Source organism: Actinomadura flavalba DSM 45200, assembly GCF_000374305.1.
Taxonomy (GTDB): Bacteria; Actinomycetota; Actinomycetes; order Streptosporangiales; family Streptosporangiaceae; genus Spirillospora; species Spirillospora flavalba.
Window position 1 is genome coordinate 451,025 of record NZ_KB894095.1, and the last position, 24,098, is coordinate 475,122.

General features: G+C 73.6%; 20 protein-coding genes. 13 read left to right on the plus strand and 7 right to left on the minus strand.

Features of this window, described 5'->3' with window-relative positions:
* Window positions 1-45: 45 nt before the first annotated feature.
* The 3 genes from C229_RS0115260 to C229_RS30745 all read left to right on the plus strand — a co-directional run bounded on the left by C229_RS0115260 (window position 46) and on the right by C229_RS30745 (window position 2,369).
* Window positions 46-357 carry a YchJ family protein gene (locus C229_RS0115260; RefSeq protein ID WP_018655951.1) on the plus strand — a complete coding sequence of 104 codons (312 nt, stop codon included), beginning with the start codon at window positions 46-48 and terminating at the stop codon, window positions 355-357.
* A gap of 51 nt (window positions 358-408) precedes the next feature.
* Window positions 409-762 carry a DoxX family protein gene (locus tag C229_RS0115265; RefSeq protein ID WP_018655952.1) on the plus strand — a complete coding sequence of 118 codons (354 nt, stop codon included), beginning with the start codon at window positions 409-411 and terminating at the stop codon, window positions 760-762.
* A 389-nt stretch (window positions 763-1,151) separates the two neighbouring features.
* Window positions 1,152-2,369, plus strand: a complete 1,218-nt coding sequence (locus C229_RS30745) for an alpha/beta hydrolase (protein WP_051108982.1) — start codon at window positions 1,152-1,154, stop codon at window positions 2,367-2,369.
* 40 nt (window positions 2,370-2,409) lie between these two features.
* Here C229_RS30745 and C229_RS0115275 read toward each other — a convergent pair whose 3' ends face one another.
* Window positions 2,410-5,469 (minus strand): AfsR/SARP family transcriptional regulator, encoded by a 3,060-nt coding sequence (locus C229_RS0115275; protein WP_018655953.1) that lies wholly within the window; start codon window positions 5,467-5,469, stop codon window positions 2,410-2,412.
* Between the two features lie 64 nt (window positions 5,470-5,533).
* Here C229_RS0115275 and C229_RS0115280 point away from each other — a divergent pair, with 64 nt between their 5' ends.
* From C229_RS0115280 to C229_RS0115295, 4 genes are all read left to right on the plus strand, one after another.
* Window positions 5,534-6,121 (plus strand): NADPH-dependent FMN reductase, encoded by a 588-nt coding sequence (locus C229_RS0115280; RefSeq protein ID WP_018655954.1) that lies wholly within the window; start codon window positions 5,534-5,536, stop codon window positions 6,119-6,121.
* A 12-nt stretch (window positions 6,122-6,133) separates the two neighbouring features.
* Window positions 6,134-6,706 (plus strand): dihydrofolate reductase family protein, encoded by a 573-nt coding sequence (locus tag C229_RS0115285; RefSeq protein ID WP_018655955.1) that lies wholly within the window; start codon window positions 6,134-6,136, stop codon window positions 6,704-6,706.
* Between the two features lie 94 nt (window positions 6,707-6,800).
* Complete coding sequence (locus C229_RS0115290) at window positions 6,801-7,151, plus strand: YciI family protein (protein ID WP_018655956.1); 351 nt, start codon at window positions 6,801-6,803, stop codon at window positions 7,149-7,151.
* 48 nt (window positions 7,152-7,199) lie between these two features.
* The gene (locus C229_RS0115295; protein WP_240487271.1) at window positions 7,200-8,450 is read left to right on the plus strand and encodes an RNA polymerase sigma factor; all 1,251 of its coding nucleotides are present in this window, start codon (window positions 7,200-7,202) and stop codon (window positions 8,448-8,450) included.
* Between the two features lie 61 nt (window positions 8,451-8,511).
* Here C229_RS0115295 and C229_RS0115300 read toward each other — a convergent pair whose 3' ends face one another.
* The 3 genes from C229_RS0115300 to C229_RS0115305 form a co-directional block, all read right to left on the minus strand.
* Complete coding sequence (locus C229_RS0115300; protein ID WP_026313823.1) at window positions 8,512-9,783, minus strand: lipase family protein; 1,272 nt, start codon at window positions 9,781-9,783, stop codon at window positions 8,512-8,514.
* Window positions 9,784-10,345: 562 nt separating this feature from the next.
* The gene (locus C229_RS33655; RefSeq protein ID WP_205624491.1) at window positions 10,346-10,675 is read right to left on the minus strand and encodes a hypothetical protein; all 330 of its coding nucleotides are present in this window, start codon (window positions 10,673-10,675) and stop codon (window positions 10,346-10,348) included.
* A 210-nt stretch (window positions 10,676-10,885) separates the two neighbouring features.
* Window positions 10,886-11,176, minus strand: a complete 291-nt coding sequence (locus tag C229_RS0115305; RefSeq protein WP_018655959.1) for a hypothetical protein — start codon at window positions 11,174-11,176, stop codon at window positions 10,886-10,888.
* Between the two features lie 148 nt (window positions 11,177-11,324).
* Here C229_RS0115305 and C229_RS34305 point away from each other — a divergent pair, with 148 nt between their 5' ends.
* Window positions 11,325-11,552, plus strand: a complete 228-nt coding sequence (locus C229_RS34305; protein WP_018655960.1) for a hypothetical protein — start codon at window positions 11,325-11,327, stop codon at window positions 11,550-11,552.
* A gap of 58 nt (window positions 11,553-11,610) precedes the next feature.
* Here the strand turns inward: C229_RS34305 and C229_RS36085 are convergent, their stop codons facing one another.
* A complete protein-coding gene (locus C229_RS36085) occupies window positions 11,611-11,994 on the minus strand; it encodes a CPCC family cysteine-rich protein (RefSeq protein WP_205624492.1) in 384 nt (127 codons plus the stop codon).
* Window positions 11,995-12,396: 402 nt separating this feature from the next.
* On the opposite strand from C229_RS36085, the gene C229_RS0115315 reads away from it, so the two are divergent.
* Entirely contained in the window at window positions 12,397-13,587 is a 1,191-nt protein-coding gene (locus C229_RS0115315) for an FAD-dependent monooxygenase (RefSeq protein WP_018655961.1), read from the plus strand.
* Window positions 13,588-13,593: 6 nt separating this feature from the next.
* On the opposite strand, the gene C229_RS0115320 is transcribed toward C229_RS0115315, so the two are convergent.
* Together C229_RS0115320 and C229_RS0115325 are read right to left on the minus strand one after the other, a co-directional pair.
* Window positions 13,594-14,796 carry a serine hydrolase domain-containing protein gene (locus C229_RS0115320; protein ID WP_155884873.1) on the minus strand — a complete coding sequence of 401 codons (1,203 nt, stop codon included), beginning with the start codon at window positions 14,794-14,796 and terminating at the stop codon, window positions 13,594-13,596.
* A gap of 107 nt (window positions 14,797-14,903) precedes the next feature.
* Window positions 14,904-18,281 carry a pyruvate carboxylase gene (locus tag C229_RS0115325; protein WP_018655963.1) on the minus strand — a complete coding sequence of 1,126 codons (3,378 nt, stop codon included), beginning with the start codon at window positions 18,279-18,281 and terminating at the stop codon, window positions 14,904-14,906.
* A 205-nt stretch (window positions 18,282-18,486) separates the two neighbouring features.
* On the opposite strand from C229_RS0115325, the gene C229_RS32945 reads away from it, so the two are divergent.
* The 4 genes from C229_RS32945 to C229_RS30760 all read left to right on the plus strand — a co-directional run bounded on the left by C229_RS32945 (window position 18,487) and on the right by C229_RS30760 (window position 24,092).
* On the plus strand, window positions 18,487-21,948 hold the full coding sequence (locus C229_RS32945; protein WP_051108983.1) for an AAA family ATPase: 3,462 nt from the start codon (window positions 18,487-18,489) through the stop codon (window positions 21,946-21,948).
* An 85-nt stretch (window positions 21,949-22,033) separates the two neighbouring features.
* Entirely contained in the window at window positions 22,034-23,047 is a 1,014-nt protein-coding gene (locus tag C229_RS0115335; RefSeq protein ID WP_155884848.1) for a CpaE/TadZ family protein, read from the plus strand.
* Window positions 23,047-23,331 (plus strand): hypothetical protein, encoded by a 285-nt coding sequence (locus C229_RS30755; RefSeq protein WP_051108985.1) that lies wholly within the window; start codon window positions 23,047-23,049, stop codon window positions 23,329-23,331. Before C229_RS0115335 ends, C229_RS30755 begins: the two co-directional genes overlap by 1 nt.
* Window positions 23,328-24,092 carry a DUF6177 family protein gene (locus C229_RS30760; RefSeq protein ID WP_051108986.1) on the plus strand — a complete coding sequence of 255 codons (765 nt, stop codon included), beginning with the start codon at window positions 23,328-23,330 and terminating at the stop codon, window positions 24,090-24,092. Before C229_RS30755 ends, C229_RS30760 begins: the two co-directional genes overlap by 4 nt.
* The last annotated feature ends 6 nt before the right edge of the window (window positions 24,093-24,098 follow it).

Genomic DNA, 24,098 nt, shown 5'->3' on the forward strand with positions numbered 1-24,098 from the left:
CGGGGTTATGGCGAGTGTTGTGGGCGGTTGCATCTGGGGGAGGCGGTGGCGGAGACCGCGGTGGAGTTGATGCGGTCGCGGTATTCGGCGTTCGTCGTCGGGGACGCCGATTACCTGTTGGGGAGCTGGCACTCCTCTACGCGGCCCCGGGTGATGGAGCTCGACCGGCGGGTCGTCTGGAGGGGGTTGACGATCGAGCGGACGGGGGCCGGGGGTGCCGGGCAGCGGCAGGGGACGGTGCGGTTCTCCGTCGCCTACACCGAGGCCGGACGGGACGAGGTGGTCACCGAGCACAGCGCGTTCAGCCGGGAGGACGGGGCCTGGGTCTACGTCGGGCCCGTGCCGGGTTGGCCGTAACTTGGGCTGCGGACCGGCGTTCCCTGAACGAGACCGGGGCATGCCGACCTCGTGTTCGTGCTCACAGTCATCTTCACGCTGGTCACCGCCGCCGTCTTCGTCGCCGCGGGGCTGAGCAAGGTCCAGGGCGTCAAGCAGCAGCAGGAGATCGCCGCGCACCTCGGCGTCCCGTGGGACCGCTACCGCCAGATCGGCATCGCGGAACTCGTCGGCGCCGCCGCGCTGGTCGTCGGGCTGTGGGCGGGCTGGCTCGGCGTTCTGGCCGCGCTGGCGCTGCTCGTCCTCATGATCGGCGCCGTCGTGCTGCACAGCCGCGCGCACGACTCGGCGCAGCGGATGCTGCCCGCCGTGGGCGTCGGCGTGCTGACGCTCGTCACGCTCCTGCTGCGCGTCGCGACCAACTAAAGGCCGCGCGCCCGCTGACGGCCGTGGGCGCGCGGCCGTCGTGAACGTCGGCGTGCCGACGCCCGCGTCCGACTGCCGGCCGCAGCCGCACCGCTGTCCGTCGCCGCGCCGTCGCTGCGCGTGGCATCGAGCGAGATCTTCAGCCGTCCACCCGCCCCGTGCTCACCGCGCGGCGGGTTTTCGGCGTTCCCGGGGCATGGCGGGCGGCGTCGTTTGTCTCTCAAGCACGTGAGTCCGGCCGGTGAACTGTGTTCGGGGGACGCTGGCCGGAACCTGTCGGCAAGCGCTAACGTACTCGCAAGTATCGTTTCGTTCACGTTCATCCCGTGCGCACCGTGGCTGCGGCCTTCCTCCGCTAAGGTCTGGCTGCCACCCCAAGGGAGAGTCAAGTGCGGAAAAGGACCGACGCCGTCCTGGCCATCGGCAGCATCGCCCTCGTGACGATCGTCCCCACGGTCCTCGTCCTGCTCCCCTCCGGGAAGGACGACCCGGGCGACGGAGGCCCGCTGGCCGACCCCGCCGCGGCCCAGCTCAACGGCCCGCTCCAGGTGCCGCCCACCCCGACGACCGTCGCGCAGCCTCCGCCCACGCAGCCGCAGGGCAACTCCCCGCTGCCCCCCATCGACGCCGGCACGCCCCCGCCCGGCGGCGGGACGCAGCCGAACCCGGGCCCGCAGCTCCAGAAGCCCTCCGCCTACACCGCGGCCTCCACCGGCGCGACGATCACCGGCGTGAAGTGGGTCAACAAGAGCAAGTCGCAGTTCGACTTCACCGTCAAGTCGCCCTCGCTCGGCAAGTCGGTCAACGTCCGCGTGATCGTGCCGAAGGGGTACAAGCGGACGGCGCAGCGCACCTGGCCGACGCTGTACATGTTCCACGGCGGCAACGACAAGTGGGTCTCCTGGACGCGCAGCACCGACATCGCCGCCGTGGCGTCCAAGTGGGACACGCTCGTCGCGATGCCCGAGGGCGGCGTGAACGGCTCGTACGTCAACTGGTACAACGGCGGCCGGGGCGGCAACCCGGCGTGGGAGACCTTCCACACCATCGAGGTCCGCGAGCTGCTGGAGCGCAACTTCCGCGCGGGCGGCGAGCGCGCCGCCATGGGCATCTCGTCCGGCGCGCAGGGCGCGATGACCTACGCCGCGCGGCAGCCGGGCCTGTTCCGGTACGTCGGCTCGTTCAGCGGCGTGATCTCCATCCTCAGCCCCGGCGTCCCGGCGCTGCTCATGTACACGAACACCCGGGCGGGCACCAACGCGACCGACATCTGGGGCGACCCGGTCGTCAACCGCAGCAACTGGGCGGCGCACGACCCGACGTCGCTGCTCAGCCGCCTCAAGGGCACGCAGGTGCACGTGTCGGCGGGCAACGGCAAGCCCGGCCCGTTCGACCCGGAGGGCAAGGCGCCGTGGGACATCCGCTACCTGAGCGAGGGCCAGGTCGAGCGGACCACCAAGGACTTCGTCGCCCGCGCGCAGAGGCTCGGCGTCCCCGTCTCGGCGAACCTCTACGGTGAGGGCTCGCACTCCTGGGGCTACTGGAAGCGCGAGATGCACGCCCAGTTCCCGGTCGCGATGAAGGCGCTCGGCGCCCGCAGGTCCTGACCGCTTCCGACGAAGGCCCGGCCTCCGAGCCGGGCCTTCGTCATGGGACGTCCTCCTTGGCCCCGGCCGCCAGTTCGGCGGCCAGGGCGTCGTCGCCCAGCGCGGCGCGCAGGTCCTCGGTGAGGCGGTCGGCGTCCTGCCGCTCGACGGGCGCGCGGGGCAGACCGGCGCGGACGCGTGTCTCCGTCGCGGCGCCGAGCAGGCGCGCGGCGCGGCGGGAGTCGCCCGCGCCGTGGACGGCGGCGGCCAGCCCCTCCACGGCGAAGGCGACGTCGCGCGGGGCGTCCAGCGCGCGGCCCGCGTCCAGCGCGCGCGTGTGAAGGCGGACGGCGCGGGACGTCTCGCCGCGCGTCGCGGCGATCTGTCCGAGGCCGACGAGCACCAGCGGCAGGTACAGGGGCGGCGCGCCGTCCTCGGGGATGCCCGCGAGCAGGTCCGACAGCCGGGTCTCGGCGGCGTCCAGGTCACCGAGCCGGTGGCCGGTCAGGCCGAGGCCGAGTTCACCGAGGACGCGGGCGCTCTCGTCGCCCTGCTCGGCGCCGTGCCCGGCGGCCCGCGCGAACGCCGCGCGCGCCGCCGCGAAGTCGGCGCGCTGGTAGCAGATCCAGCCGAGCCAGCCTTCGCCGGCGGCGGCGTCGGCGCCGAGCCGCAGTTCCCCGGCGAGACGCAGGACGTCGCGCTGGAGGCGGGCCGCGCGGCCGAGGTCGCCGGTGAGTTCGGCGTGCGCGGCGAGCCACTGGCCCGCGTTGACGCGGCCCCAGCGGTCACCGAGCCGGGTGAAGAGGTGGACGGCGCGCTGCGCGGCCCGTTCGAGGGCGTCGGCGTCGGCGTGCGCGTGGGCGTGCAGGGACGCGAGGAGGAGCGTCGCGGCGGTGCTCCAGTCGTCTCCGGCGGCGGCGCATTCGGCGGTCAGCGGGCCGAGCGCGGCGCCGGTCCCGGCGGCGTCGGCCTCCGAGCCGCCGTACCGGACGAACCAGTGCGCGCGGGCGCGGGCGACGGGGTCGGTGACGGCGGCGAGGCCGTCCAGCGCGGCGTCGCGGCGCGCCGCCCAGTCGGCGGTGTCGCCCTGGAGCCCGGCGTAGCCGGTCGCCCACGCGACGGCGGCGGCCCGGTCGGCGGCGGGCCCGCCGGGCAGTGCGAGGGCGGCGGCGAGGGTGCGGCGGGCCTCGGTCCAGCGGCCGCGCAGCAGCCGGTACCAGGCCAGGGCGAGCGCGAGCCGCAGGGCGGTCGCGGCGTCCCCGGCGCGGACGGCGGCGTCGGACGCGGCCCGCAGGTTCGCGGCCTCGGCGTCCAGCAGGTCCAGCCCGTCGAGCTGCGCGGGGCCGCGTAGCTCGGTGCGTTCCGCGAGCCCGGCGTAGTAGGCGGCGTGCCGCGCCCGCGCGGCGGCCTCCGCGGCGGGGTCGAGGCGGGTGAGCGCGTAGGCGGCGACCGACTCCAGCAACCGGTAGCGGGGGCCGTCGGCGCGGGTGACCAGGGAGCGGTCCACGAGCCGGACGAGCGCGTCGAGCACGTCGCCGTCGCAGACCTGCCCGGCCGCCTCGGGCGTGCAGCCGTCCGCGAAGACGGCGAGCCGCGCCAGGACGGCGCGGTCGGGTTCGTCCAGCAGCTCCCAGCTCCAGTCGATCATGGCGTGCAGGGTGCGGTGCCGGGGCGGGGCGCCCCGGTGGCCGGTGGCCAGGAGGCGGAAGCGGTCGTCCAGGCGGGCGACGAGCCCGGCGGTGCCGAGCGCGCGGACGCGGGTCGCGGCCAGCTCCAGCGCGAGCGGGATGCCGTCGAGGCGGCGGCACAGCACGGCGACGTCGGGGGTGACGGCGAAGGACCGGTCGGCGGCGCGGGCCCGCTCGTTGAACAGCGCGACCGCGCCGGACGCGGCCAGCGCGGCGGCGTCGGCGCCGGGCGGCGGCACGTCCAGCGGCGGGACGCTCCACACCGTCTCCCCCGGCACGTCCAGCGGTTCGCGGCCGGTGGCGAGGACGCGGACGCCGGGCGCCCCGGCCAGCAGCCGGACGACGACGCCCGCGACCTCGTCCAGGACGTGCTCGCAGTTGTCCAGGACGAGCAGCGCCCGCCGCCCGCGCAGCGCGGTGACGAGCCGGTCGGGCGGCGGCGGGTCGGCGCGGTCGTGCAGGCCGAGCACGGCGGTGATCGCCTCGGCGACGTCGGCGCCCCGGTCGAGCGCGGCCAGCTCGACGAACCACACCTCGCCCGGGACCGCCCCGGCGGCGGCCAGCGCGAGCCGCGTCTTGCCGACGCCGCCGGGCCCGGCGAGGGTGACGAGCCGGTCGGTCTCCAGCAGGGCGCGGACGTCGGTGAGCGCGGCGTCCCGGCCGATCAGCGGCGTCGGGTGCACGGGCAGGTTGCCGGTGGCGGGGGCGCTGAGCGCCGGGTCCTGGGTGAGGATCGCGCGGTGCAGGGCGACGAGTTCCGGCCCGGGGTCGAGGCCGAGTTCGTCGGCCAGGGCGGCGCGCAGCCGCTCGTACGCGGCCAGTGCCTCGCTCTGCCGTCCCGCCCCGTACAGTGCGCGCAGGTGCAGGCCGACCAGGCGTTCGCGCAGCGGATGCGCGGCGACGTCGGCGGCAAGTGCGGCAGCCAAGGCGGCGTGCTCGCCGCGTTCCAGCCGGGCCTGCGCGCAATCCTCGACGGCGGTGATCCGCAGTTCGGCCAGGTGCGCGGCGGCGGCCCGCGCGAACGGCGCGTCGGCGACGTCGGCGAACGCCGGGCCCCGCCACAGCGCGAGCGCCCGGCCGAGCGCGTCCGCGCCGCCCTCGGCGAGCAGGGCGTGGAACTCGCGCGCGTCCGATCCGCCGGTGCCGAGGCGGAGGGCGTAGCCGCCGGGCGTGGACTCCACGAGCGCCCGCGCGCCCGGCTCGGCGTCCTCCAGCGCGCGGCGGAGCTGCGACACCTTGACCGACAGCGCGGCGGGCGGGTTGGCGGGCGGCGCGTCGCCCCACAGGTCGTCGATGAGCCGGTCGGCGGGGACGGACGCGCCGTCGTGCGCGAGCAGATCGGCCAGCAGGGCGCGGACCTGACGGCCGGGGACGGGCACCGGGACACCGGCGTCCGTCCAGGCGGTGACCGGACCCAGCACCCCGAAACGCATGCGCGCACGATAGCCGGTCGTCGACGGTAAGGATTCGGAAAGGCGCTTCCGGCAAGCTGTGGGCATGTGCGAAGGGGAGGACACGACGATCCGCGTGGCGGTCATCATCGCCAGCACGCGGACCGGCCGCTTCGGGCCGACGGTCGCGGAGTGGTTCGCCGGGCGCGCCCGGCGGCGGCCCGGCCTCACGGTCGATCTCATCGACCTGGCCGCCGCCGCGCTCCCGGCGACCCTGCCGGACGAGGACACGGCCGCGCCGCCGCAGGTGGCGGCGCTCGCGCCCCGGCTGGCGGCGGCGGACGCGTTCGCGATCGTCACGCCCGAGTACAACCAGAGCTTCCCCGCTCCGCTCAAGACGGCCATCGACTGGTTCTGCGCCGAGTGGCGGGCCAAACCCGTCGCGATCATCGGCTACGGCCGCGACTCGGGCGGCGCGCTGGCCGCCGCGCAGCTCCGGCAGGTGTTCGCCGAGCTGGACGCGGTGACGATCCGGGACGGCCTGCTGCTCCCCCGTTACTGGGAGCTGTTCGCCGCCGACGGGTCCTGGCCGCGCCGCTCGGCGGACTGCACGATGGCCGTCACGACCACGCTCGACCGGCTGACCTGGTGGGCCCGCGCCCTGCGCGACGCCCGCACCGCACGTCCCTACTGAAGGAGAACTCCCATGCGCAAGATCATCAACAGCACGTACATCTCGCTCGACGGCGTCATCGAGAACCCGCACCTGTGGACGATGAAGTACTTCGGCGAGGGCGCCGCCGCCTACGCCCGCGAGCTGCTGTTCTCCTGCGACGCGCTGCTCAACGGCCGCCTCACCTACGAGGCGTTCGCGCAGACGTGGCCGTCGATGGAGGAGCAGACGGGCGACTTCGGCGTCCGGATGAACACGCTGCCGCACTACGTCGTGTCGACGTCGCTCAAGGAGGACCAGGCGACCTGGGCGAACACGACGATCATCCGGGACGACGTGCCCGCCGCGCTCGTACGGCTCAAGGAGGAGCCCGGCCAGGACATCCTCCAGTACGGGTTCGGGGACGTGTCGCGGCTGCTCGTCGAGCACGACCTGCTGGACGAGCTGCGGCTGTGGATTCACCCGGTCATCGTCGGCACCGGCACCCCGTCCGATCTGCTGGCCCGCGAGGGGTTCGCGTCCGCGTGGAACCTCGCGGACACGACGACGCTGGACACCGGCGTCATCGTCGCGACCTTCACCCCGGACCGCTCCGAAGAAAGCTGAGAAAAAATGCGGGGCGGATGTCGAACGGCGTCCGCCCCGATCGACGCAGGGGTGAGAGGCCGCACCGAGCGGCCCCGAACCGAAGGAGACGGCGATGCGCTACCTCATGATGACGACCGAGACCGGCGACACCGGCGAGTGGAACCCGGAGCAGGCGGCCGCGATGGGCGCGTTCATCGAGGAGCTGACCCGCTCCGGCGCCCTGCTGGCGACCGGCGGGCTCGACCCGCACCCGAAGCGGATCGCGTCCAAGGACGGCAAGGTGACGGTCACCGACGGCCCCTTCGCCGAGGCCAAGGAGCAGGTCGTCGGGTTCGCGCTCATCGACGTGCGCACCGAGGAGGAGGCCGTCGAACTGTCCCGCCGCTTCTGGGCGGTCGCCGGGGACGGCGCGGGCGTCATCCACCGCGTCTTCTCCCCCGGCGACGACATGCCGACGGGTTGACGCGGCGCGGCTTGCGCGGCCGGGGCGGGCGGTGCTGTCATGCGTCCCGTGACAGAAGTGAGTGCGGAGGGCGCCGTCGAGGCCGTCTGGCGGCTGGAGGCGGCGCGGATCGTCGGCGCCCTCACGCGGCTCGTGCGGGACGTCGGGCTGGCGGAGGAGCTGGCGCAGGACGCGCTCGTCCTGGCGCTGGAGCAGTGGCCGCAGACCGGCGTCCCGGATAATCCGGGCGCGTGGCTGATGACGGTCGCGCGGCGCCGCGCCGTGGACCGCATCCGGCGCGACCGGCGGTACGCCGACCGGCTCACCGAGATCGGGCACCGGCTGGAGACCGGGGCCGAGGACGCCTACACCACCGTCCTCGACCCCGAGCGGATCGAGGACGACGTCCTGCGGCTCATGTTCGTCGCGTGCCATCCCGTCCTGCCCGAGCAGGCGCGGGTGGCGCTGACGCTGCGGCTCGTCGGGGGGCTCACCACCGGCGAGATCGCGCGGGCGTTCCTGGTGCCCGAGGCGACGGTCGCGCAGCGGATCGTGCGGGCGAAGAAGGCGTTGAGCGAGGCCGACGTGCCGTTCGAGGTGCCGTCCGGAGCCGACCGGGCCGCGCGGCTCGGGTCGGTGCTCGCCGTCGTCTACCTGATCTTCAACGAGGGGTACGCGGCGTCGTCCGGGGACGACTGGATGCGCGCCGACCTGTGCCGGGAGGCGCTGCGGCTCGGCCGGCTGCTCGCCGGGCTCGTCCCCGGGGAGGCCGAGGCGCACGGGCTCGTCGCGCTGATGGAGTTGCAGGCGTCCCGCACGCGGGCGCGCACCGACGACGACGGGGCGCCGGTGCCGCTGCCCGAGCAGAACCGGGGCCGCTGGGACCGGCTCCTCATCCGGCGCGGGCTCGCCGCGCTGCTCCGGGCCCGCGAAGTGCAGGACGCGCCCGGACCGTACGTCCTCCAGGCCGCCATCGCCGCGACGCACGCGGCGGCGCGCACCGCCGCCGACACCGACTGGGCGGGCATCGCCGCCCTGTACGCGCTGCTGGCGCGGACGGCGCCGTCCCCGATCGTGGAGCTGAACCGGGCCGTCGCCGTCGGGATGGCCGCCGGGCCCGCCGCCGGGCTCGCCGTGCTGGACGCCGTCGCCGACGACCCGGCGCTGCGCGACCGGCACCTGCTGCCGAGCGTCCGGGGCGACCTGCTCGCCCGGCTCGGCCGGGACGACGAGGCCCGCGCCGAGTTCGCCCGCGCCGCCGAACGCACCGCCAACGCGGCCGAACGCCGCGCGCTGCTCGCCCGCGCCGCCGCGCCCTGAGACGCGGCGCGGCCCGGACGGTGGGAGGGACCGTCCGGGCCGCGACCTGGGGTGGGAAGGGCTAGCAGTTGCCCTTCACGGTCTTGCCGGTGAAGCGGTCGTCCAGGAAGCTGGCGACGTCACGCGCGGCGGCCCAGTCGGTCGACAGGTGCTCGGCCATGTACGTGTTGCGCCAGGTCGTGTTGATCCCCGCCTTGCAGTACGCGTCGCGGGTACCGTCCTCGGTCTCGTGCGGGATGATCTCCTCCAGCCAGCCGCGGTACTGGAAGACCGGGAAGCCGATCTTGTACTTGGCGGCCGAGCCCGGGGTGCCGATGTCCACGCCGACCTTCTGGCGGTCGACGATCTCGCCCCACGTGGTGCCGTCCGGGCCCTTGACCGCGTAGAGCTGGTCGAGGGTCAGCTTGTCCTTGGTGAAGTTCTCCACCTTGGCGCCGAGGAAGACGGCGAGCGTGCCGTAGAGGCAGTTCTTCTTGACGTCCTCGACCGCGCGCTTGCCGGCGTCGTTCATCAGCTCGTTGAACGGCATCTCGGGGTACTGCGCGTTGAGGCCGATGAGCGCGTCCGCCAGGAACCCGGCGAACAGGCTGCCGTTCAGCGCCTTGGCGGTGATCTTCAGGTCGCCGGGGACGCCGCCCGCCGCCGCGCCGACGACGTTCAGCTCCGGCGCGTACGACGCGGCGAGCTGCGCGCCCCACAGGGAGGCGTGCCCGCCCTCGGAGTAGCCCGCGATGGCGACCTTGCCGTCGGCCTTCAGCGACCCGAACGGGATCTGCCGGGAGGCGCGGACGACGTCGAGCAGCGCGTGCCCGGCGTTGAGCCCGTTGACGTAGGTGTGGACCTGGCCCTTGATGTAGCCGAACCCGTCGGTGGCGGCGACGGCGTGGCCCTTCTCCATGAACCGCTGGAGGTTGCCGCCCTCGTACATGTCGACGAACTGCCCGGCGAGCTGCTTGGAGAACGCGCACTGGGGGCCGGAGCCGAGCGTGCCCGGGTTGAACGCGACGGTGGGCCGGGAGCCGCCCTTCGTCCACGCCGCGTTGGGAATCGCCACGGTGCCGGTGACGACGCCCTTGGCGCCCTTGGCGTCCGTGGAGACGTACCGGACCTTGTAGCCCTTCATCGGGATGTCGCCGGGGATGTTGGACAGCTTCACCTCGCGGCACGCCAGCAGGTCGCCGGGGCTGCCGCTCACCGTGCCCTGCTCGGCGTAGATGGCGTCATCGGAGGCGTTGCACAGCAGCGGGGCGGCACTGGCCGGCGCCGCCACCGCCAACGGAACAGCCGTCGCAGCTCCCACGACGGCGGCCGTCAGCACAGACCGGACTCTCATCACCACTCCAAGGGGTGGGGGGAGGAAAAAGTGATCGCTGATGACAATCCCCCAGGTACAACCCCCCAAGGAATGAACTCCACCCACACCTCAAAGCCCCGCTTTAGCACTGGACCAACAACTCTGTGACCCACCCCACACTCTGGACCGCTCTCCGCTACAAGCCACCTAACGCCGACCCCCCAGCCCCGCGCTCCCAGCCAACCCACCCCCCACCGCCACCCACGCTCCGGCCCCCCGCGAAGAAACTCAAAGACACCGATCTCAGGAGCAACCACCAGAGACCCGGCGCCGACGGCGGGCCGCAAGCGTTCCGACGCCGTCGTGCTCGTCGAGCTCCGGTCGTCGCACACCCGGTGTCCGGATGTTCCCCGGCGCCCCGCCGAGCCATCTCGGCTCTGCATGGCCTACCTGACTCGGGAAGCAGCGGAGGGTTCGAGTTCCCTCAAAGCCCTCTCGCACGGTGACGCGACGCTGACGGCAGCCCAGGCGCACTCATATACCTGGAGACAACCGGCTTCGCATCTCTTCCGCCGCGAAGGCGGAAGAGATGCCCATCAGATTATGGGTGTGCGACCGGTTGCCATTCTGCGTCCAGATCGGCACACTCCACAAAAATCATTCCGCCGGTCAGCTTGAGCTCATGAGAGCAGCCCACAGACGTGGGCAGAATCTCATCGAGCTGAACATCTCCAAGCCTTCGACTCTCCGGCCAGACGCGCACCGATTTTGGCAAATCGAGAATCTCGGTCTCAAACCGAATCACGTCTCGATAGCGAATGGAAAGGTCTGCATCATGCTTCCACTTGCTACCTTTGAACACGACGATAACCTCGACTTGAGCACTACCAGCCTCACGGATGACAACTTCTCCGACTCGCAGGTCCTTCACGCAACGAAGGCTGGCGAAGTCGTAGTGCCCAGGATCGCCCGCGAAGGTACGGGCCCCCACCGGGAGGCGCGACGAGAGTTGCGGTAGCTCCGCGAGATACGGGCCTGGATCGAGCAGCACCGGGGCCCCGGGCTCGTCTGACTGCACTACGCTCGCATACCTCATGTGCACCCACTTGATCCAATCATCGGGCGCTTCCAGCTGTCGCCCTTAATCTCGTCCCCCGGGGGCCGACTGCCCCACCTTGCGCATCTGGTCAACAGCAATCCCTTTAAGCATCTCCGGCAACTTTTCCATAAAAGCCGACAGATCGTATTGAATGCCGAGATTCCAGTCGGCGAGCCCGAACCCAGAAAATTGAAACCTCAGCCCACTTCCAGCCAATACTCTACAGGCGCTTACCACCGAGATCTGGTAATCGTCCTGGCCATCCGAGGCACCCATCAATCCAAGGTGCGGAACGCTGAAAGCAGAGCGATCGAGAAAGCACTGGAACGACACTGAGATCCTCCACGTGGACGGCCGCCCTAGTGTCCTCCTCGCATGAGTGTATACACCCGCCCTGCCACTGATGGGGCCAGACCGACAGCACTCACGGCCGCGCTAACTCTCCAGGCGCTGCATGAACCCTTCGGGTCCACCTGCATCCATGATGCTTTCCAAGCATTCCATCATCGCAGTCAACCTGCCCCGGGGAACGATCACGAGATCGGCGCACTGGAAATATGCCCATCTCCGCGTCAATATTGTCCACGGTTTCCGGGTCATCCTCAGCACCCAGCATGAAGAGCGCACTGAACTGCCGGTTCTCCACACGGTGGAGAGAATCACTGGCCATGGTTTCATCCGGCTTCGCGAGATCCGCCCCCTCCGGTGACGACCCGTTCCCGGGCCGCTGAATTGACCACCGATGACGAACTGAGGGCGGAAGCGCGCTACGGCCGCCCTGCCCGCCGCCAGAAGGTCGGCCTCCACCAATACAGGCGCGTCCGGTCCGTCGGCCAGTCAGCGTCCGAGGTCCCTGGCTGCTCGAAACCATCAACCGACGGATCTATCGCCCTGAATCCTAGATCCATCGAAATCGACGGCGCAGGTGGTCGAGTCTTGTTGTGCGAAGACATCGTGCAGGCTCCGGTGGACTCGAAACAAGCTTGAGCTGCTACCAGTGAAACGCCGTTTGGTCCGCTCGGGTGGTCTGGCCAGCGCAACTGCGCGAGGTCGTCCTCCCAAGCGCAGATCGGGCAGACCGCGTACGAGCCCGGGGGGCTGTCATGCGCGAGGTATCCGCAGCATGGGCAGGGGAACATCTTTGTGGGCATCAAGGTATCATCGCACCCGTTTGGCGGGTGAAGTACGCTGATCAGCCCTGAAATAGATCATCATTCCGTTCTCCCCAGCACTGGCACCGGTCCTTGGCGCAAGCAATAGAAGGCGTCGACAGGTGCGCACCGGCCCGTCGCGATCTTCACGCGTCAACGACTGGATGATCATTTTCCCTCGCTGGCTTGGCTACGCGGGACATCGCCTGAACTTCACCGCGCCCCCTTCAAGAGCACTACTGATTGCGTCCGGCATCGGTGGCTGGTCATCGCGATCGTGATCCCGCTTCAGCGTCGGGGCGACACGTTCGTGACGCGCGCCACATCACGGCTCGGGGTGCGTCCGGGTTTGGGGTGGGGCTCGAAGAGGCTTGTGGATGGTCTGTTCAGGGAGGGTGCGACGTGCCGAACGTGTTGGTCTCGGGGGCCAGTGTCGCGGGGCCGGCGCTGGCCTACTGGCTTGGGCGGGGTGGCTGGGACGTCACCGTCGTCGAGCGATTCGAGCGGCTGCGCGACGGTGGGCAGAACGTCGACGTGCGCGGCGCCGGGCGGGAGGTCGTCCGGCGGATGGGACTGGAGGACGCGGCGTTGGCCGCCGGGACCGGCGAGACCGGGACCGAGATCGTCGACGACTCCGGCCGGTCCCTGGCGTACGCGCCCCAGGGCGGCGGCGACTCGGACGGCTGGACCGCCGACATGGAGATCCTGCGGGGCGAACTGTCCCGGCTGCTCCACGACCGCTCCGCCGAACACGCCCGCTACGTCTTCGGGGACGAGATCACCGCGCTAGACGACCGGGACGGCGGCGTGGACGTGACCTTCCGCGGCGGCGGCCAGGAGCGTTTCGACGTCGTCGTGCTCGCCGAGGGCCTGTCGTCGCGCACCCGCGACCTGGTGTTCCCCGGCGTCCGGCCCCGGCATCTCGGGCTCTGCATGGCCTACCTGACGATCCCCCGCACGTCCGCCGACAACGACCGCTGGCGCTGGTACCAGGCCGGCGCGGGCCGCACCGCGACACTGCGCCCCGACAACACCGGGACGATCCGCGCCACGCTGTCATTCCTCACCGACGCGCGCGGCCTGGAGGACCTCACCCCGTCCGACCAGGCCCACGTCCTGCGCCGCACCTTCCACGACGCGGCCTGGGAGGTCCCCCGCGTCCTGGACGCCCTGGACACCGCGCCGTTCTACTTCGAGTCCACCGGGCAGGTCCGCCTCCCGGCCTGGAGCAGGGGCCGCATCGCCCTCCTGGGCGACGCCGCCTACTGCGCCTCGCCCCTCAGCGGCATGGGCACCACCCTGGCCCTGACGGGCGCCTACGTCCTGGCCGGGCAACTCACCACGAACCCCCACGCCGCCGCCTTCGCCCACTACGAGCGCGTCATGCGCCCCTACGTGGTGAAGGCCCAGCACCTCCCGCCGGGCACTCCCCGCCTGGCCCACCCCCGCACGCCCCTCGGCGTCCGCTCCCTCCGCACCGCGGCGAAACTCGCGACCTCACCCCCGGCCCGCACCCTGACCCGCCTCACCCGCCGCGTCCCCGCCCCGGCGGAGAAGTTCACCCTCCCCGACCACCCGTCCCCGGGCCGCTGAGCGCGGTTACGGGTGGGGTGGGAGGGTGCCGCAGAGGGATTGGGTGGTGTGGGCGCCGGTGGCGTTGTCCAGGGGGTGCGGGACGGGGGAGCCGTCGCCGTCGAGTTGCTGGTGGCCCGCCGTGTTGACGGTGACGGCGGACTGGCGGGTGGCGTCGGAGGTGGAGAGGACGCGGGTGGTGGTGCCGAGGGGGGTGCCGGTGTGGCCCCAGAAGGTGCCGCAGGGGAGCTGCGCCAGCGCCAGGCCCAGGCCGTACTCGGGGCGGGTCGGGTCGTCGGGGGCCGGGACGGGGACGGTGCGGCGCATCTCGGCGAGGGTCGCGGGGCCGAGCAGGCGGCCGGTGAACAGGGCCCGGTAGAACGTCGTCAGGTCGTCCATGGTGGAGATCAGGGCGCCCGCGGTGCCGAGGTAGGACATGTCGTAGCGGCTGTAGTCGCGGGGCGGGTCGGCCTGGCCGTGCAGGTGCTCGTACATGCGGGGGTGCGGGCCGTCGATGCCGGGGCCGTCGGGGAACGTCGTCGCGGTGAGGCCCGCCGCGCGGATGACGTCGCGCGTGATGACGGCTTCGGCGGTCTCGCCGGTGACGGCCGCCAGGAGGCGTCCGGCCAGGATGTAGTTCGTGCGGGAGAAGGCGTACTTCTCGCCGGGCGCGCCGGTGGCGGGCTCCGCGAGGCCCCACGCGATCAGCCGGGACGGGGCGAGCGCGCGGGTGCGTCCGGCGTCGAAGCTCGCCGGGTTCCAGTCGGAGCGGGACGGGAACGCGCGGGGCAGGTAGTCGCCGAGGCCGCTGGTGTGCTGGAGGAGCATCCGGACGGTGATCTGCCGCCCGCGCGGACCCGGCACGTCCGCCGGGATGTACCGGGCGATCGGGGCGTCCAGGTCGATCCGGCCGCGCTGGGCCTGCTGGAGGACGGCCGTCGCCGTGAACGTCATCGTGACCTCACCGACGCGCTGGCGCTGGTCGGAGCGGGCCGGACGGCCGGTGTCGGTGTCGGCGGCGCCCGCCGCGCCGCGCCAGACGCGGTCGCCGTCGCGGGCGACGGCGGCCAGGCCGGGGCCGCCCGCGGCGTGCGCGGCGTCCAGGGTGGCCTGGAGCAGGGCGGGGTTCATCGCGCGGGCCGCCTGCATCGGCGGCGCCACCTCGGCGCGGGCGGAGCCGGGGATCAGCAGCGCGACGGCGGTCAGCGCGACCGCCCACCGGCGACGCATCGCCACCGCCCCCTCCCCGCAGCGGCCCGCGCGGACGGCGCGGGCTCAGCCCTACGATTCTGCCCGCTCCGCCCGTAAGGCGGGGGTAAACACGGGGGTAACACCGCTCACTCCGGTGTGACGACGAGCAGCAGGTCCCCCGCCTGCACGCGGGTGCCGTCCGCGACGACGGTACGGGTGACGGTCCCGGCGACGGGGGTGGTGATCGCGGCCTCCATCTTCATCGCCTCGATCGTCGCGACGGTGTCCCCCGCCGCGACCGTGGCGCCCTTCTCGGCCCGCAGCGTCACCGACCCGTCGAACGGCGCGGGGATCTGCCCGGGTTCGTCGGTGTCGGCGCGCTCGACGGGCGCGGCGTCCGCGACGACGGACCGGTCCCGGACCGAGAGCGTGCGGGACTGCCCGTTGACCATGCAGATCACCTGCCGGACGCCCGCCTCGTCCACGTCCCCGACGGCCTCCAGTTCGGCCAGGACGCGCACGCCGGGCTCCAGGTCGATCGCGACTTCGTCGCCGGTGCGCAGCCCGTAGAGGAACGCGCACGTCGGAAGGACGGAGATGTCCCCGTAGGCGGCGCGGGACTCGGCGTACTCCTTGGCCGGTCCGGGGAACAGCAGCCTGTCGAGCGTGGCGCGGACGTCGGCGCCGGCGAGCGCCTTCTCCTCGGCGCCGCTCAGCTCGGCCCGGACGGGCCGGGGCGTGCGCGTGCCGAGCGCGCGGGACCGGAACGGCTCGGGCCAGCCGCCGGGCGGGTCGCCCAGCTCGCCGCCGAGGAACCCGATCACGCTGTCGGGAATGTCGTACGCGCCGGGGTTCGCGGCGAAGTCCTCGGGATCGGCCCCGGCCGCGACGAGGTGGAGCGCGAGGTCTCCGACGACCTTGCTGGACGGCGTCACCTTCACCAGCCGCCCCAGCATCCGGTCCGCGGCGGCATAAAGCCGCTCAATCTCCTCGAACCGGTCACCGAGCCCGAGCGCGACGGCCTGCTGTCGCAGGTTGGAGAGCTGCCCGCCGGGAATCTCGTGCTCGTAGACGCGCCCGGTCGGGGACGGCAGCCCCATCTCGAACGGCGCGTACAGCTTCCGGACGGCCTCCCAGTACGGCTCCATCGCGGTGAGCGCGCCGAGGTCGAGCCCGGTGGCGCGGTCGGTGAAGTCGGTGTGCGCGACGATCGCCTGGAGCGGCGGCTGCGACGTCGTGCCCGACAGCGGCGCGGCGGCGCCGTCCACCGCGTCCACGCCCGCGTCGATCGCGGCGAGGTAGGTGGCGAGCTGGCCCCCGGCGGTGTCGTGGGTGTGCAGGTGGACGGGCAGGTCGAACCGCTCGCGCAGCGCGGTGACGAGCGTGCGCGCGGCGGGCGCCCGCAGCAGGCCCGCCATGTCCTTGACGCACAGCACGTGCACACCGGCCCGGACGAGTTCGTCCGCGAGCCGCAGGTAGTAGTCGAGCGTGTAGAGCGGTTCGGCGGGGTCGGACAGGTCGCCGGTGTAGCAGAGCGTGCCCTCGGCGACGGCGTGCGTCTCCAGGACGGCGTCGATCGCGGGCCGCATCCGGCCGACGTCGTTGAGCGCGTCGAAGATCCGGAAGATGTCCACGCCGGTCGCGGCGGCCTCGCGGACGAACGCCCGCGCGACCGCGTCGGGGTAGGGCGTGTACCCGACGGTGTTCCGGCCGCGCAGCAGCATCTGGAGGTTCAGGTTCGGCGCGGCCTCGCGGATCGCGGCGAGCCGGTCCCACGGCGACTCGCCCAGGAACCGGAGCGCGACGTCGTAGGTGGCGCCGCCCCACGCCTCCAGCGACAGGAACTGCGGGCTCGTCCGCGCGAGGTGCGGCGCGGCGGCGGCGAGGTCGAACGTCCGCACCCGCGTCGCCAACAGCGACTGGTGCGCGTCGCGGAACGTGGTGTCGGTGACGGCCAGCGCCGTCTGCGCGCGCAGTTCGGCGGCGAACGCGGCCGGGCCGAGCCGCAGCAGCCGGTCCCGCGACCCCTCGGGCAGCGGCGCCTCGGCGTCCAGCGCGGGCAGCTTGGTCGCCGGGTCGAGCGTCGTCGGGGCCTCGCCGTGCGGCTTGTTGACGGTGACGTCCGCGAGGTACCGGACGAGCCGCGTCGCCCGGTCGCCGCTGGACCGCGCCGTGAGCAGCCCGGGATGGTCCGCGATGTACGACGTCGTCACGCCCCCGGCGCGGAAGTCCGGTTCGTCGAGCAGCGCCAGCAGGAACGGGATGTTGCTCGCCACGCCCCGGATGCGGAACTCCGCGACGGCCCGCGCCGACCGGCGGACGGCGTCCTCGAACGTCCGCCCCCGCGTCGTCAGCTTGACCAGCAGCGAGTCGAAGTGCGGCGACACCTCGGCTCCGGCGTACGCGGTGCCGGTGTCGAGCCGGACGCCCGCGCCGCCCGGCGACCGGTACGCGGAGATCTTGCCGACGTCGGGACGGAAGCCGTTCGCGGGGTCCTCGGTGGTGATCCGGCACTGCACGGCGAACCCGGCGACGGTCACCTCGTCCTGCGCGATGCCGAGGTCGGCCAGGGTCTCGCCGCCCGCGACGCGGAGCTGGCTCTGCACGAGGTCGACGCCGGTGACCTCCTCGGTGACCGTGTGCTCGACCTGGATGCGGGGGTTCATCTCGATGAAGACGTGCTCGCCGCGCTCGTCCAGCAGGAACTCGACGGTCCCGGCGTTGACGTAGCCGATCTCGCGGGCGAACGCGACGGCGTCCGCGCACAGCCGCTCGGTGACGGCCGGGTCCAGGTTCGGCGCGGGCGCGATCTCCACGACCTTCTGATGGCGGCGCTGCACCGAGCAGTCGCGTTCGCGCAGGTGGACGACGCCGCCGGACCCGTCCGCGAGAATCTGCACCTCGATGTGCCGGGGCCGCTCGACGGCCTGCTCCAGGAAGACGGTCTCGTCGCCGAACGCGCTGGCGGCCTCGCGGCGGGCCGTCGCGACGGCCTCGACCAGGTCCTCGCGGCGTTCGACGCGGCGCAGCCCGCGTCCGCCGCCGCCCGCCGCCGCCTTGACGAACAGCGGGAACCCGACCTCGTCGGCCGCCGCCAGTTCCTCCCCCGGCTCGGGCGTCAGCGACCGCAGCACCGGGATGCCCGCGCGGCGCGCCGCCGCGACCGCCTCGATCTTGTTGCCCGCGAGGTTGAGGACGCGGGCGGGCGGCCCGACGAACGTGAGTCCCGCCGCCGCGCACGCCTCGGCCAGTTCCGGACTCTCCGACAGGAACCCGTAGCCGGGGTAGACGGCGTCGGCGCCGACGCGCAGCGCCGTCGCGACGATGCCGTCCACGTCGAGGTAGGCGCGGACGGGGTGCCCGTGCTCACCGATCTCGTACGCCTCGTCGGCCTTCTGCCGGTGCAGCGACAGCCGGTCCTCGTAGGCGTAGACGGCGACGCTGGAGATGCCCAGCTCATAGGCGGCCCGGAAGGCGCGGACCGCGATCTCCCCGCGGTTGGCGACCAGCAGCTTGGTGATCACGACGTGCTCCTCGGAGTATCGGGTCCGGGAGCCGCGCACGACGGCCCGCCGGGCTCGGCGTCGAGCGGCTCCCCACCCTACGCGGAACCGATCTTCCGGTCATGGGGTGGTCCGCCCGCAAATCGGGACGCCGCGCTCGGAACGAGCACCTACGCTGTCTGCGCGACGGTGCGGTGCCGGCGCCGAGAATCAGGGGGATCGACGCGTGCTGCCCGAGCACCTGGAGCTGCTGGTCACCGACGAGCCCGTCTGCGACCTCTACGCGCACGGCCCGTGGCGCGTCCCGGACGGGCTGTTCGCCGAGATCCGCGCCCGCATCGACAAGCTCGCCGCCGACCCGCGCGCCGCCGCCCTCACCACCGACGCCCAGCCGCTGCTGACCCCGCCCGCGTCGCTCGTCGTCGGTGACCTCGTCCTGCTCGTCGACTTCCTGTGCGGCGCCGCCGCCGTCAACTCCGGCACCCACTCCCGCCTGCAATACCAGTTCTTCAACCGCTACCTGCGCGAACCCCAGGACCCGCTGCGGCCGCTGACCGGCTGGGGCGTCACGACCGGCGGGTTCCGGCCGCTGGAGTGGCTGGAGGAGGCGCCCGACCAGGACGTCGCGCTGTCGCTGGCCCGCGACTCGCTCGACGTCCTGGCGGGCATGGAACCCCTCGAACGCCGCCGCCAGGCGCTCATCCGGCTCTACGACGCGCCGCCGCCCGACCTCGACATCACCGCGCCGCTGGACGAGCAGCGCCGCCGCTGGATCGCGCACGCGTCCGACGACATCGTCGCGGACCTGCCCGAACTCGCCGGGCCGATCGGCTACCTGGACTGGGTGTGCCTGGGGCTGCTGCCCGTGCACGAGCACCTGACGCGCGTCGCGCCGCACCCCGAGTCCGTCCCGGAACTCCTGGTGAACCTGCTGCTCCAGGCCGGGCTGGAGGAGGTGCCCGCCGAACTCGCCGCCGTCCTCACCCGCGACCGCTACGGCGAGATCCTCGAACGGTTCCCGGCCGTCCGCGAGGGCTTCGACGCGTCCGCCTGGTACGGGCGCGCCCGCGCCTGGCTGGCCCGCGCGCTCGGCGCCGGGGAGGCCGAGGCGTGCCGGGGCTGGCTCGACATGGCGATGCGCTTCACCGGCTCGGTGCAGGGGCTGCCCGACGACGCCCGCTACCCCGACCCCGAGTGGATTCCGGTCGGTGAGTTCCAGGCCGACCTGCGGCGGCTGGCCGCGCCGCGCCGCCGCGTCCCCAACCGGCTCGCCGCGACCGTCGAGCCGCACGCGCCGCGCCGCCGGTCGGTGCGGGAGGTCCCGGCCGGCGCCGACCTGATCGGGATGCCCGAGGTCGTCCGGGCGCTGGAGGGCATCGCCGCCGACCACACCCGGCCCGTCCGGCTGATGATCGTCGGGCCGGACGGCACCGGCAAGCGCGACGCCGCCCAGGAGGCCGCCCGGCTGCTCCAGGACCGGCTCATCTCCGGGCCGCCGCTGTGGCTCGCCGGGGACTTCTTCGCGGGCAAGGAGGTCTCGGTCGGCACGACCCATCTGCACATCGACGCCCGCGACTCGGTCGGCACCCGGCTCGTCATCATCGACGGCCTGGACGACATGTCCCGCGACCCGCGCAGCGGCGAGGCCGTCCTGGAGGAGCTGCACCGGCTCGTCGACGCCCACGACGACCTGCACGTCGTCGCGCTGTGCGAGCCGGGCGGCGACGACCGCGTCCGCGAGGTCAACCCGGGGCTCGCGCTGCGGTTCCACGTCGCGCACACCCGCGCGTTCACGCCCGCCGAGCACGCCGAGCTGTTCGCCCGCGCGCTGCGGCAGCGCGGCGCCCGCGCGCACAAGCCCGTCCTGACCGCCGCCGGGCGGCTGCTCGCCCGCACCAAGCCCGTCCGCAACCTGCGCAACGCGCGGCTCGCGCACCGGCTCGCCGCCGACGTCGTCGCCGCCGTCGCGCAGCGCACCGAGCCCGGCGCGGACGTGCGAGTGCTGCGCGCCGACCTGCCCGAGGTGTTCGACGCGTCCGGCGGCGCGACCGACCCCATGGCCGAGCTGGCGGCGCTGACCGGGCTGCGGACCGTCAAGCAGGAGATCGAGCTGCTCGCCGCCGCCGCGCGCACCGCCAAGGCGCGGCGCGAGGCCGGGCTGCACGTGCCCGCGCCGTCCCGGCACATGATCTTCAGCGGGAACCCGGGCACCGGCAAGACCGTCGTCGCGCGGCTGCTCGCCCGCATCTACAAGGACCTCGGCGTGCTGTCGTCCGGGCACCTGGTGGAGGTGTCGCGGGCCGAGCTGATCGGGCAGTACATCGGTGAGACGGCCGTGAAGACGCGCGCCGTCGTCAAGCGCGCCGTCGGCGGCGTGCTGTTCATCGACGAGGCGTACTCGCTGACGCAGTCCGACCTGGGCGAGGACTACGGGCAGGAGGCCGTCGCCGAACTCGTCAAGCTCATGGAGGACCACCGGGACGACCTCGTCGTCATCGCCGCCGGATACGAGCGGGAGATGCAGCGGTTCGTCGGCTCCGATCCCGGGCTCTCCTCCCGGTTCCCGACGACCGTCCGGTTCCCCGACTTCTCCGACGCCGAACTGGGCGAGATCTTCGTCGCGCAGGCCGCCGAGAACGGCGTCGTCCCCGACGAGGACGCCCGCGACAAGCTCGCCGGGCTGCTGCGCCGGGCCCCGCGCGGCCGGTCGTTCGGCAACGCGCGGCTGATGCGCAACCTCGCCGAGCGCGCCATCGCCCTGCACGCGCGGCGCCTGGCGTCGGTGCGGCGGCCCGACGCCGACGACCTCGTCGTGCTCCGCGCCGCCGACCTGCCCGACACGCTGTCCGGCACCACCCGCACCGCGCCCGCCACCGACCCGCTGACGACGCTGGACGGGCTCGTCGGGCTGCGCGCCGTCAAGGAGGAGGTGCACCGGCTCGTCGCGGAGGCCCGCGCCGCCGAGCTGCGCCGCGCCGCCGGGCAGCCCGCGCCGTCACCGACGCGGCACATGGTCTTCACCGGCAACCCGGGCACGGCCAAGACGACCGTCGCGCGGCTCATCGCCGCCGTGTACGCGCAGCTCGGGCTGCTGTCGTCCGGGCACCTGGTCGAGGTGTCGCGCGCCGACCTGGTCGGCACCCACCTCGGGCAGACCGCGCCGCGCGTCCGCGCCGCCGTGGAACAGGCCGTCGGCGGCGTCCTGTTCGTGGACGAGGCGTACGCGCTGACCGGCGACGCCTACGGCCAGGAGGCCGTTTCGACGCTGGTGAAACTGATGGAGGAATACCGCGGCGACCTGCTCGTCATCGTCGCCGGATACGAACGGGAAATGGGCGGCTTCCTCACCGCGAACTCGGGTCTGGAATCACGTTTCCCGAAGCGGCTGGCGTTCCCCGACTACACCGCCGGGGAACTCGTCTCGATCTTCGAGCACCTGGCGCTGGCCGAGGGCTTCACCCTCGCCGCCGACGTCGGACCGGCGCTGCGGGACCTGCTGCGCGGGGCCGCGCGCGGGCCGTCGTTCGGCAACGGGCGGCTGATGCGCAACCTGCTCGACACCGCGATCTCCCGGCAGGCGCAGCGCCTCGACCCGGCCGCCCCGGCGGACGCCGTCACGACGCTGCGCGCCGCCGATCTTCCCCCCGACACCGGCACCGGACCGGCTCCGGCCGGTCTTTATCTCTGACCTCACGGAAAGCGTGTGTTTCGCGGGCTCCGGCCTGTCTAGACTCGTACCCGACTTCCAGGATCAACGGCGGAAATGGGGATCGGTGCCCGTTCGGGACTGGCAGCTCCGGGTGCTGCGCGACGCCGGCGCCGCCGACACCGGTCTCGTCGCCCCGGCCGTGCTGGGCGACCACGACCCGGAACCCGCCGTCCACCGCCTCATGGCCGCCTACGCCGCCGAGGACTTCGCCCGGCGCGTCCCGCACGGCGACCCGGTGCTGCGGCGGCTCGGCCGGGGCGTCGTGCGCGGCCTCGGCTCGGCCTCCCCCGGACGGGACGCCGACCTCGCCGCCCGGATCGGCGCGCCCGTCCCGTCCTGCCGGTGGATCGCCGTGACGAGCCTCCGGGGCGGCGCCGGGAAGTCGACCATGGCCGCGCTCGTCGCCGGGGTCCTGCGGCAGTACCGCGACGACCGCGTGATCGCCGTCGACGCCGACGCGGGCCTCGGCTCGCTGCCGCTGCGGCTCGGCGCTCCCGGCACACGCACCCTGCGCGACCTGGCGGCGGCGCCGCCGGGCGGCTGGGACGCGACCGCCGCCCACCTCACCCGCACGCCCGAGGGCCTGTGGGTGCTGCCCGCCGCCGTGCCCGGGCAGGTCGGTGACGACCTCGACCCCGACACGTTCGCCGCCGCCGCCGGGCGCCTCGGCCGGTACTTCGCCACCGCCGTGATCGACTGCGGCGGCGGGCTCGTCTCCCCGCTGCACCACCGCGTCCTGTCCGCCGCGCACGCCCAGATCTTCGTGACGCCCGGCACGGCCGACGGCGCGATCAGCGCGCACGCCGCGCTGAGCTGGTTCGCGGATCAGGGCTACCGCGACCTGCTGAACCGGACCGTCGTCGTGCTCGTCCAGTCCGCGCCCGGCGCCCACACCGACCTGCGGCACGCGCACGAGGTGCTGAGCCACGACGGGCTGCGCGTCGTCGCCGTCCCCCACGACCGGCACCTGGCCGCCGGGAACGAGATCGCGCCGGAGCGGGTGGGCGCCGCCGCGCGGGACGCGGCCGTCCGCATCGCCGCCGAGGCGTTCGCGCACGCGCTGTCCGGGGGCGCCTGATGGGCCGCGAACTCGTCGTGGTCACACGGGAGCGGCCCGACGTCGCCTCCCCGTACCTGACCGACGCCGCCGACCGGCTGCTCGCCCACGTCCGCGCGCCGCTGCTCGTCGAGGTGCCGGGCGAGACCGAGCGGCTGCTCGGCGTCCGCGTGGACGAGCCCGTCTGGTGGGTGGAGATCCGCGCCGCCGCCGACCCCCCGGCGGCGGGCCGCGCCGCGTGGCGCTACGCCGAGGACCTGGCCGCCCGCCACGACGGCACGGTCTGGTTCGGCGCCCGGACGTGACCGCGAACATCGGCGCGGACGCCGTGACGGACAAGGCCGTGCTCGTCCTCAGCGACCGGCCCGTGGTGCCGCTCGGCCCCGGCCTGCTGGAGAAGATCACTGCGCGCGGGCGCGTCGTGCAACTCGTGACGTCGCCGGACTCGCGCGTGACGCTGCCGCTGCGCACCGAGCTGGAGGACGGCCGCGTCCACTGGGTCGTCGCCGGGGACGGCTACTACGACGGGCTCACCGGCCGCCCGCTGCGCTGGGACGGCGCGGCGTTCACCCCCGACCCGTCCGCCCGCGACTACGCGCCCGACTTCACGTCCGAGCCGCGCATGCCCCCCGGCACGCCGCTGACGCTGACCGTGCGGACGCCCCGGACGCCCTCGTCCCCGCCGGGCCTCGCGCTCGCGGCGCTGACGCGGCTGGTGACGGGCGCGCCGCCGCTGGGGTTCGGCACGTCGGAGCCGCTGACCCGGCGCTGGGAGCCGTCGGCCCTGCGCGGCGCCGAGAGCGCGCGCGTCCTCGTCGTCGGCTCCGGCCCGCGTCCGGCCCTGGGCTCCCTCACCTGGACCGACGACACCGAGACGTCGACCCTGACGATCGGCCACACCCCGTCCGACCCGCCGCCCCTGGCCCACCTCCCCTGGCTGGCCGCCACCCTCACGGCCGAGCACCCGCTGACGTCCTTCGACGCCCACCTCACCCCGACCGCCGCCGACCTCACCACCGAACCCCGCTGGACCGGCACCCCGAGCACCGTGGCCATCGCCGGGTAGTTGAAA